Source organism: Streptomyces sp. 4N124 (assembly GCF_052245395.1).
In the GTDB taxonomy this organism is placed as follows: domain Bacteria; phylum Actinomycetota; class Actinomycetes; order Streptomycetales; family Streptomycetaceae; genus Streptomyces.
On sequence record NZ_JBQQBS010000065.1, the window covers coordinates 1 to 10,918 of the forward strand.

The following is a 10,918-nucleotide window of genomic DNA, read 5'->3' on the forward strand; positions in this document are numbered from 1 at the left end:
GATACGTCGACGGCGATCACCCTCGCTCCGGACGCCGCCGCGATCATCACCGCCGACAGGCCCACGCCCCCGCAGCCGTGCACCGCGACCCACTCCCCCGCCGCCACCCGCCCCTGCTGCACCACCGCCCGGAACGCCGTCGCGAACCGGCAGCCCAGCGAGGCCGCCGTCGCGAACGACATGCCGTCGGGCACCGCGACGAGGTTGACGTCGGCGTGGTCCAGCGCGACGTACTCGGCGAACGAGCCCCAGTGGGTGAAGCCGGGCTGGGTCTGGCGCTCGCACACCTGCTGGTCGCCCGCCGCGCAGGATGCGCAGGTGCCGCAGGCGCAGACGAACGGGACGGTCACTCGGTCGCCAGGCCGCCATGCGGTCACTCGGTCGCCCACCGCCTCGACGACACCGGCGAGTTCATGGCCCGGAACGTGCGGGAGCGTGATGTCCTCGTCGTGGCCTTGCCAGCCGTGCCAGTCGCTGCGGCAGAGGCCGGTTGCCTCTACGCGTACGAGCACTCCGTGGGGGGCGGGGGTGGGGTCCGGGGCGTCGTTTCTGACCTCGGCCGGTTGCCCGTACCGCTCGAACATCACTGCGCGCATGTGCTTCCGCCTCCGAGGTGGGTGCCGCGATATGCCGGTTTGTTGTCTGCGGCACCATCGTGGCTGGTCGCGCCCACGCGGCGGAGCCGCATATCGATAACAGCCCCGCGCCCCTTCGGGGCGCTGATCAACCCTGCGTGACCTTGTCCCGTTCCTCCTCCTTGACCCTCGTCGCACTCGCCTCCGCGCTTCCATCCCCCTCGCTCAAGCCGAACCGCTGATGCAAGCGGCGCAGTGGCCCCGGTGCCCACCAAGTTGCTCTGCCCGTGAGGCGCATGACTGCTGGGACCAGGAGGCTGCGGATGATCATGGCGTCCATGAGGACCGCCAGGGCGATGCCCAGGCCGAGCATCTTGGTGTTGGTTACTCGGGAGGTGCCTATGGCGACCATCACCACGGCCAGGATGACGGCGGCGGCGGTGATCAGGCCGCCTGTGCGCTGCAGGCCGTGCCGGACTGCCTGCTGGTGGTCGCCTGTGTGGTCGTACTCCTCCTTGATGCGGGAGAGCAGGAACACGCCGTAGTCCATGGAGAGTCCGAAGGCCACGCAGAACATCAGGACCGGGAGGGTGGTCTCGATGGAGCCGGGGCTGGTGAAACCGAGCAGGCCGGAGAGATGGCCGTCCTGGAAGACCCAGACCACCGCGCCGAACATCGCCGTCAGGCTGAGCGCGTTGAGCACCACCGCCTGGAGGGGGATGAGCACGCTGCCGGTGAGGAGGAAGACCAGGAGCAGGGTGACTATGGCGATGAAGGCCGCCGCCCAGGGCAGTTGCTCGGCGATCGCGTCCTTGGAGTCGACCAGGACGGCCGCGGTGCCGGTCACCTCGGTGTCGAAGGGGGCGTCCGTTTCCCGTAGTTCGCCGACGAGTCGCTGGGCCGGGTCGTCGACCGGCTCGCCCTCGGGCTGCACCGTGAAGTAGGCCGAGTCGCCCTTGACCAGCGGGCCCTCGACCCGCAGCACGTCGGGAAGGGCGGTGATCCGCTGCTTGTAGGCGGTGTACTGCGCCTTGGTTGCCCCTCCCTCGGCCAGCACTTCGAGGCCACCGCCGGGGCTGCCCGGGAAGCCCTCCCGGATGTGCTGCTGCACGACGTGGGACTCGGCGCTGGACGGCAGCTGGCGGTCGTCCGCCGTGCCGAACTTCACGCCCAGGAACGGCAGGCCCAGCAGCACCAGCACGGCCGTGGTGCCCAGGGCGAAGAACGGGGCGCGGCGCATGACGAGGGACGCGGTGCGCGCCCAGCCCGTGCCCTCCTCCTCAGCGGTGCCGGGGGTGCCGGTCGCCTTGGACGGCCTTCCGCGTCGGAACAGCTTCCGCAGATCCAGTGCGTTCACCCGGTGGCCCAGCAGGACCAGCGCCGCCGGGAGCAGGATCAGCGCCGCCGCCGCGGCCAGCAGCACCACGGCGATGCCGGCGTAGGCGAAGGACCGCAGGAAGTACTGCGGGAAGAGCAGCATCGCCGCCAGCGACACCGCGACCGTGAGGGCGGAGAAGAGGACGGTGCGGCCCGCCGTGCGCAGTGTGGTGCCGACCGCCGTCAACGGCTCGGCTCCTCTGGAGAGTTCCTCGCGGTAGCGGCGGACGATGAACAGGGCGTAGTCGACGGCCAGGCCCAGGCCCAGGGCCGTGGTCAGGTTCATCGCGAAGATGGAGACGTCGGTGAACTCGGTGAGGCCGCGCAGTACCGCGTTCGTCCCCAGGATCGCGACGATGCCGATGCCGAGCGGCAGCAGGGCCGCGACCGCGCTGCCGAAGACCATCACCAGCAGGACGAGGGTCACCGGCAGGGCGATCACCTCGGCGCGGGTCAGGTCCTCCTGGATGATCGTCTGCATCTCGTGCCGCACGGCGACCATGCCGCCGACCTTCACCTCCACCGGGCCGTGCGTGCCGCGGAACGAGGGCAGGATGCGGTCCAGGGTCTCGCCCATCGCCGTCTCGTCGCCGGTGAGGCGGGCGGCGATCAGCGCTTCGTGTCCGTCCTTGGCGCGCAGCGCGGCAGCCGCCGAGGGTTCCGCCTGCCAGTAGGAGCCGACACCTATGACGCCCTTCTCCCTTGCCAGCCGCTCGGCGATACGCTCGGCCTCGGCGGCGACCGCCGGATCGTCGACCGAGGCGCGGCCCGCGTCGACGAGCAGCAGGAAGTTGGGCTGGGAGGCGGGGAATTCACGCTCCAGCGCCTTGGTCGCGTAGGTCGACTCGGCGTCCGGGTCCTCCCAGCCGCCACTCCCCAGCCGGTCGGCGACACCGCCGCCGGCCAGCACGGCCAGGGCGGTCAGCACCAGGGCCGCGAGCAGCGACAACCGGGGTCGGGCGGTGACGAGGCGGGTCCAGCCTCCGACCCTGGGCGGGCTGTTGACTTCGGTCATGGTGCGGTGTCCCCCTCGCCGTGGAAACCATAGACTGGAAAACACGAGACATCGCTCGCGTTCCGACTCCAGAATGCGAGCGGTCACTCGTGTTTGTCAATGACGTTCCGAGAGCTGGGGATAACCGCGTGTCCGACAACCAGGAGAAGAAGGACCAGCCGCGCCGCCGCCAGGCCCGCGGTGAGCGCCGTATCGCCCAGCTGCTGGAGGCCGCGGCCACCGTCTTCTGCGCGACCGGCTACACGGCGGCCAGCGCCAACGCCATCGCCCGCGAGGCGGGCGTCTCGCCGGGCACGCTGTACCAGTTCTTTCCGAACAAGGAAGCGATCGCGATCGAGCTGGGCGACCGGCTCATGCACGAGATGCGGGAGGCGTACGGCGAGGCGCTCGCGCCGATCGACCCCGCGACCCCGCTGGAGGAGGCCGTCGGCGCGGCTGTCGACCGCTTCATCGCCTTCAACTGCGCAAACCCCGTGTTCTTCGCGCTGATGCACGGCCCCGACGTCCCCGGCCGGATCGCCGAGGACCACGACGCGCTGCACGCGACCCTGCTCGCCCGGGTGGAGGGCCTGCTCTCCTCACTCCTGCCGGACACCCCGGCCACCGACATCACCCGCACCGCGCATGTCGTGCTCGGGATGTACATGGCCGGCCTGGAACTGGTGCTCGCCCACGAGGGCGCCGAACGCGACGCGTACATACAGGAATTGAAGAACGTCCTGATCCGCTACCTGGACCCGATGGTCGGCGACCGACTCGGCCGCACGAACCTCACCACGACGCCGCCGACCCCCTCTTGGAGAGGTACCCCCTAGGGGTATAGTCTGTGGGTAAGGGGCTCCCCAGGGCCCCCTCAGCCCCACATGCCTCCACGAGGAGTAACGACATGAGCATCACCGCCACGTACAAGGTCAGCGGGATGAGCTGCGGACACTGCGAGGGCGCCGTCTCCGGCGAGATCTCCGAACTCCCCGGTGTCAGCTCGGTGAAGGCCGTCGCCTCGACCGGCGAGGTCACCGTCACCTCGGAGGCCGCACTGGACGAAGAGGCCGTGCGTGCCGCCGTCGACGAGGCCGGCTTCGAGCTCGTCGGCACGGTCTGAGAGCACTCCGAGAACACCCAGAGAACCCCCAGAGAACACCGTGAGCGCACTCCGAGAGCACTTGAGCGCATGACCGGCATCATCACCACCGCCTCCGCCGCTCCGGCGCAGGTAGCCACGACCTCCGAGGTCGAGCTGCTCATCGGCGGGATGACCTGCGCCGCCTGTGCGGCCCGCGTCGAGAAGAAGCTCAACCGCATGGACGGCGTGACGGCCACGGTGAACTTCGCGACGGAGAAGGCCAGGGTCACCTACCCCGCCGGCCTCGAGGTCGCGGACCTGATCACCACGGTCGTCAAGACCGGCTATACGGCCGAGGAGCCCGCGCCCGTCAGCGAGGCGACATCGCCCGAGGACCCCGAACTCACGTCCTACCGGCACCGCTTCACCGTCTCCGCGCTGCTCGCCATCCCGGTCATCGTGCTGTCGATGGTCCCGCCCCTCCAGTTCGACTACTGGCAGTGGCTCGCGCTCACCCTCGCCGCGCCCGCCGTCGTCTGGGGCGGGTGGCCCTTCCACAAGGCCGCCTGGACGAACCTCAGGCACGGCGCCGCCACCATGGACACGCTGGTGTCGCTCGGCACGCTGGCCGCGTTCGGCTGGTCCCTGTGGGCGCTGTTCTTCGGCGACGCGGGCATGCCGGGCATGCGGGACAGTTTCCGGCTGACCGTCGGCGGCATGGACGGCGCGTCGACGATCTACCTCGAAGTGGCGTCCGGAGTCGTCGCGTTCATCCTGCTGGGCCGCTATCTGGAGGCCCGCTCCAAGCGCCGCGCGGGGGCCGCCCTGCGGGCGCTCATGGAATTGGGTGCGAAGGACGTCGCCGTCCTGCGCGATGGGCGGGAAGTGCGGATTCCGGTGGCCCGGCTGGCTGTCGGTGACCGGTTCGTCGTACGGCCCGGCGAGAAGGTGGCCACCGACGGGACGGTCGTGGAGGGCTCCTCCGCCGTCGACGCCTCCATGCTGACCGGCGAGTCCGTGCCGGTGGATGTGACGGTCGGGGACGCGGTCACGGGCGCCACGGTCAACGCGGGCGGGCGGCTGGTCGTCGAGGCCGTCCGGGTCGGCGGCGACACCCAACTCGCCCGGATGGCCAAGCTGGTGGAGGACGCGCAGAACGGCAAGGCCGAGGTGCAGCGGCTCGCCGACCGGATCTCCGGGGTCTTCGTGCCGGTCGTCATCCTCATCGCGGTCGCCACGTTCGGCGCCTGGCTCGGCCTCACCGGCGACACCGTCGCCGCGTTCACCGCGGCCGTCGCGGTCCTGATCATCGCCTGCCCGTGCGCGCTGGGCCTGGCCACCCCGACCGCCCTCATGGTCGGCACCGGCCGCGGCGCCCAGCTCGGCATCCTCATCAAGGGCCCCGAGGTCCTGGAGTCCACCCGCCGCGTCGACACGGTCGTCCTGGACAAGACCGGAACGGTCACCACCGGCCGGATGACCCTCCAGAAGGTGTACGTCGCCGAAGGCGTCGACGAGCAGGAGCTGCTGCGGCTCGCCGGCGCCCTGGAGCACGCCTCCGAGCATCCCGTCGCCCGTGCGGTCGCCGTGGGCGCGGAGGCGCGCGTCGGACCGCTGCCGCAGGCCGAAGGATTCGAGAACGTACCCGGGAGGGGTGTGCGAGGACGCGTGGAGGGCCGTGAGGTGGCCGTGGGGCGCCTCTATGACGCTCTCCCCGAGGAGTTGACGCGGGCGAAGGGCCAGGCCGAGAGCAGCGGTCGTACGGCCGTCGTCGTCGGCTGGGACGGAGTGGCACGCGGTGTCGTCGCCGTCGCGGACGCCGTCAAGGAGACCAGCGCCGAGGCGGTGCGCGAGCTGCGCGCGCTGGGGCTCACGCCGGTGCTACTGACCGGCGACAACCGGGCGGTCGCGCAGGCGGTCGCGCGGGCCATCGGGATCGACGAGGTGATCGCCGAGGTGCTGCCCGAGGACAAGGTCGATGTCGTACGGCGACTGCAGCGCGAGGGACGTACGGTCGCCATGGTCGGTGACGGCGTCAACGACGCGGCGGCGCTCGCCACCGCCGATCTCGGGCTGGCGATGGGCACGGGGACGGACGCGGCGATCGAGGCGAGCGATCTGACGCTGGTGCGCGGGGATCTGCGGGTGGCCGCGGACGCGATCCGGCTGTCCCGCAAGACGCTGTCCACGATCAGGGGAAACCTTGTGTGGGCGTTCGGATACAACGTGGCCGCGCTGCCGCTGGCCGCGACGGGGCTGCTGAACCCGATGATCGCCGGGGCGGCGATGGCCTTCTCGTCCGTGTTCGTGGTGACGAACAGCCTTCGACTGCGGACATTCCGCTGAAGTTACCGCTGGTTACGCGGAAGCTGAGGTGAGAGACCCTCTAGAGTCCGCGACGAGCCTCACATAAGCTCTTCACAAGGCTCACGCATCATCCTTACGATGAGGCCCCGATCAGCAAATCGGGGCTCTTGCGCATCTAACGGACATATGCAAGAGACGCAGATCACAGTGATGAGAAGGTAACCATCGAAGGGGTTCGAAGGTCTAAATTGACGATGTCAGGAAGCGTCTTGGGGGGCGCCAACTGACATCTGAGGATGTCTTGGGGGACTTCCTCAGAGCTGCGTTGCCGGGGCACGTACAGACGGGAAGCTTTGAGCGGCCCTCCCGATCGTGCGCTGTCCCGGCAGACCGCACACCCCAGGAGTACGACGAGTTCCACTCGTTTTACTCAAAGGCTGCCTCGGCAGTTTGCTTGACAGCGATTTCAGGCGCTGGTTTCTCACAGACGCCCGGCCGGATCCCGTGGGGGGAATCCGCACCGGGACATGGGAAGGCGCCCTGATCGTCGGCCCGTGGGGGGACCGGCGCAGGGCGCCTTCCTCTTTTTTGGGGCTCGGTTCGCCTCCGGGGCGCCAAAGTCGGTGTCGAGAAGCCGACCGTGCTCAGCGCTTCGCGCCTCCGGAGCCACCGCGCCCATCACAGAAGGGTCCGGCACGCGCGCCCGAAACCGCAGGGCAAGCCCCAGTGACGGGGCACCAGTGACCCGGCGCCCCTCACCGGCAGGTGTCAGCGAGCCTCGACCGGCACGAAGTCGCGCTCGACCACGCCCGTGTAGATCTGGCGCGGGCGGCCGATGCGGGAGCCGGGCTCCTTGATCATTTCGTGCCACTGGGCGATCCAGCCCGGCAGGCGGCCGAGGGCGAAGAGGACCGTGAACATCTCGGTCGGGAAGCCCATGGCGCGGTAGATCAGGCCGGTGTAGAAGTCGACGTTCGGGTAGAGGCTGCGCGAGACGAAGTAGTCGTCGGAGAGCGCGTGCTCCTCCAGCTTCAGCGCGATGTCCAGCAGCTCGTCGGACTTGCCGAGGGCCGAGAGGACATCGTGCGCCGCCGCCTTGATGATCTTCGCGCGCGGGTCGAAGTTCTTGTAGACCCGGTGGCCGAAGCCCATCAGACGGACGCCGTCCTCCTTGTTCTTCACCTTGCGGATGAAGGAGTCGACATCGCCGCCGGACGCCTGGATGCCCTCGAGCATCTCCAGGACGGACTGGTTGGCACCGCCGTGCAGCGGCCCCCACAGGGCGGAGATGCCGGCGGAGATCGAGGCGAACATGTTCGCCTGCGAGGAGCCCACCAGACGCACCGTCGAGGTCGAGCAGTTCTGCTCGTGGTCCGCGTGCAGGATCAGCAGCTTGTCGAGGGCGGCGACCACGACCGGGTCGAGGTCGTACTCCTGAGCCGGCACCGAGAAGGTCATGCGCAGGAAGTTCTCGACGTACCCGAGGTCGTTGCGCGGGTAGACGAAGGGGTGGCCGATCGACTTCTTGTACGCGTACGCCGCGATCGTCGGAAGCTTGGCGAGCAGCCGGATCGTGGAGAGGTTGCGCTGCGTCTCGTCGAACGGATTGTGGCTGTCCTGGTAGAAGGTCGACAGCGCCGAGACGACCGACGACAGCATCGCCATCGGGTGGGCGTCGCGCGGGAAGCCCTTGTAGAAGTTCTTGACGTCCTCGTGCAGCAGGGTGTGCTGCGTGATGTCGTTCTTGAACGTGGTGAGCTCGTCGACGGTCGGCAGCTCGCCGTTGATCAGCAGGTAGGCGACCTCCAGGAAGGTGGAGCGCTCGGCCAGCTGCTCGATCGGGTAGCCGCGGTACCGCAGAATGCCCGCTTCGCCGTCCAGATAGGTAATGGCGGATTTGTACGCGGCGGTGTTGCCGTAACCGCTGTCCAGCGTCACCAGACCGGTCTGGGCGCGGAGCTTGCCGATGTCGAAGCCCTTGTCACCGACGGTGCTGTCGATCACCGGGTAGGTGTACTCGCCGTCGCCGTACCGCAGTACTACAGAGTTGTCGCTCACGTCTTCCCTCACCGACGTTGTGCCTCATCTTCGAGGTTGCCCTGACTGTCTCTACCATCCCCCATTTGGCGCAGGAGAGTGCACTCGGGGTCGACCATTGGGCCTATTGGCGGCACTGAGTGCCGCCAACTGTTCATCCTGCCCCTTCTTGTTCCCCGTCTGCTAGTGCTGTGTGACCCAAACGACTCATTTGATCGATCATTTTTCCCACGGCCTCTCGTCAGCCGTTCAGGGGCCGCGGCGAGAGCCTGAAGTCGAGGGCCGTACAGCGGCGTCCCGCCGACACCGTGCGCACCGCCTGTCCGATCGCCTTGCGTGAACCGACGAGGACGACCAGCTTCTTGGCCCGGGTCACCGCGGTGTACAGCAGATTCCGCTGGAGCATCATCCAGGCCCCGGTGGTCACCGGGATCACCACCGCCGGATATTCACTCCCCTGCGAGCGGTGAATCGTCACCGCGTACGCATGGGCCAGCTCGTCCAGCTCGTCGAATTCGTACGGAACCTCCTCATCTTCGTCGGTCAGCACCGTGAGGCGCTGGTCGACCGGGTCGAGCGAGGTGACCACGCCGACGGTGCCGTTGAAGACACCGTTCTTGCCTTTCTCGTAATTGTTGCGAATCTGGGTGACCTTGTCGCCGACCCGGAAGACACGGCCGCCGAACCGCTTCTCGGACAGGTCGGGGCGGCCGGGTGTGATCGCCTGCTGGAGCAGGCCGTTGAGGTTGCCGGCGCCCGCGGGCCCCCGGTGCATGGGGGCGAGCACCTGGACGTCGCGGCGCGGGTCGAGCCCGAACTTGGCCGGAATCCGCCGTGCCGCCACGTCCACCGTGAGCCGGCCGGCCTCCTCCGTGTCGTCCTCGACGAAGAGGAAGAAGTCCTTCATGCCGTCGGTGACCGGATGCTGCCCGGAGTTGATCCGGTGCGCGTTCGTCACCACGCCCGACTGCTGGGCCTGGCGGAACACGCGCGTGAGGCGGACGGCGGGGATCGGGCTGCCGTCGGCCAGCAGATCGCGCAGCACCTCGCCGGCTCCGACGCTGGGCAGTTGGTCGACGTCCCCGACGAACAGCAGGTGGGCCCCCGGAGGCACCGCCTTCACCAGCTTGTTGGCGAGCAGGAGGTCCAGCATGGAGGCCTCGTCCACCACCACCAGGTCGGCGTCCAGGGGCCGGTCCTTGTCGTAGGCGGCGTCGCCGCCGGGCTTCAGCTCCAGCAGGCGGTGGACGGTGGAGGCCTCGGCGCCGGTGAGTTCGGCGAGGCGTTTGGCGGCGCGGCCGGTGGGGGCGGCGAGGACGACCTTCGCCTTCTTGGCGCGGGCCAGTTCCACGATCGAGCGGACCGTGAAGGACTTGCCGCAGCCCGGCCCGCCGGTGAGCACCGCGACCTTCTTCGTCAGCGCCAGCTTGACGGCGGCCTCCTGCTCGGGGGCGAGGTCGGCGCCCGTACGGCCCTTCAGCCAGCCGAGCGCCTTGTCCCAGGCCACGTCATGGAAGCCGGGCATCCGGTCCTCGTCGGTGCGCAGGAGGCGCAACAGCTGGGCGGAGAGGGAGAGTTCGGCGCGGTGGAAGGGGACGAGGTACACGGCGGTGACGGCTCCACCGTCCGGGCCCGGCACCTTCTCCCGTACGACGCCGGGGTCCTCGCCCTCCTCGCCGGGCGCCGCCAGCTCGGCGAGGCACTCGATGACCAGGCCGGTGTCCACCTGCAGCAGCTTCACCGCGTCGGCGATCAGCTGCTCCTCGGGGAGGTAGCAGTTGCCCTGGTCGGTGGCCTGCGACAGCGCGTACTGCAGGCCCGCCTTGACCCGCTCCGGGCTGTCGTGCGGGATGCCGACGGACTGGGCGATCTTGTCGGCGGTGAGGAAGCCGATGCCCCAGACGTCGGAGGCGAGGCGATAGGGCTGGTTCTTCACCACGGAGATCGAGGCGTCGCCGTACTTCTTGTAGATGCGGACGGCGATGGACGTGGACACCTCCACCGTCTGCAGAAAGAGCATGACCTCCTTGATCGCCTTCTGCTCCTCCCAGGCGTCGGCGATCTTCTTGGTCCGCTTGGGACCGAGCCCGGGGACCTCGATGAGCCGCTTGGGCTCCTCCTCGATGATCTGCAGGGTGTCCAGGCCGAAGTGCTGGGTGATCCGGTCGGCGAAGACCGGCCCGATCCCCTTGACCAGCCCGGAGCCGAGATAGCGGCGGATGCCCTGGACGGTGGCCGGCAGGACCGTCGTGTAGTTCTCGACGGTGAACTGCTTGCCGTACTGCGGATGCGAGCCCCAGCGGCCCTCCAGCCGCAGCGACTCCCCGACCTGGGCCCCGAGCAGCGCACCGACGACGGTCAGCAGATCCCCGCCGCCGCGGCCGGTGTCGACGCGGGCGACCGTGTAGCCGTTCTCCTCGTTGGCATACGTGATCCGCTCCAGGACACCCTCGATCACGGCGAGTCGTCGCTCACCGCCCGCCGCCTGGCTCCCCGCCTGATTGGCCATGATCCGACGCTACAGCCGGCCTCTGACATCACGAT

General features: G+C 69.1%; 7 protein-coding genes. 3 read left to right on the plus strand and 4 right to left on the minus strand.

All coding sequences use genetic code 11. The features are described from left to right. Window positions 1-596: alcohol dehydrogenase catalytic domain-containing protein (locus ACTWQO_RS40855; RefSeq protein WP_443242442.1), on the minus strand; the 596-nt coding region annotated here is incomplete at its 3' end. A 127-nt stretch (window positions 597-723) separates the two neighbouring features. Next, window positions 724-2,967, minus strand: coding sequence for an MMPL family transporter (locus ACTWQO_RS40860; protein ID WP_443242443.1), 2,244 nt, complete (start codon window positions 2,965-2,967; stop codon window positions 724-726). A gap of 128 nt (window positions 2,968-3,095) precedes the next feature. On the opposite strand from ACTWQO_RS40860, the gene ACTWQO_RS40865 reads away from it, so the two are divergent. From ACTWQO_RS40865 to ACTWQO_RS40875, 3 genes are all read left to right on the plus strand, one after another. Next, a complete protein-coding gene (locus ACTWQO_RS40865; RefSeq protein WP_443242444.1) occupies window positions 3,096-3,782 on the plus strand; it encodes a TetR/AcrR family transcriptional regulator in 687 nt (228 codons plus the stop codon). Window positions 3,783-3,853: 71 nt separating this feature from the next. After that, window positions 3,854-4,069: a heavy-metal-associated domain-containing protein gene (locus tag ACTWQO_RS40870; protein WP_443242445.1), complete on the plus strand. Its 216-nt coding sequence runs from the start codon at window positions 3,854-3,856 to the stop codon at window positions 4,067-4,069. Window positions 4,070-4,138: 69 nt separating this feature from the next. Continuing rightward, window positions 4,139-6,376: a heavy metal translocating P-type ATPase gene (locus ACTWQO_RS40875; protein ID WP_443242446.1), complete on the plus strand. Its 2,238-nt coding sequence runs from the start codon at window positions 4,139-4,141 to the stop codon at window positions 6,374-6,376. Between the two features lie 729 nt (window positions 6,377-7,105). Here ACTWQO_RS40875 and ACTWQO_RS40880 read toward each other — a convergent pair. Beyond that, a complete protein-coding gene (locus ACTWQO_RS40880) occupies window positions 7,106-8,395 on the minus strand; it encodes a citrate synthase (protein WP_362938109.1) in 1,290 nt (429 codons plus the stop codon). Window positions 8,396-8,615: 220 nt separating this feature from the next. Continuing rightward, the gene (gene recD2 / locus ACTWQO_RS40885) at window positions 8,616-10,883 is read right to left on the minus strand and encodes an SF1B family DNA helicase RecD2 (RefSeq protein ID WP_443242447.1); all 2,268 of its coding nucleotides are present in this window, start codon (window positions 10,881-10,883) and stop codon (window positions 8,616-8,618) included. Window positions 10,884-10,918: the final 35 nt, after the last annotated feature.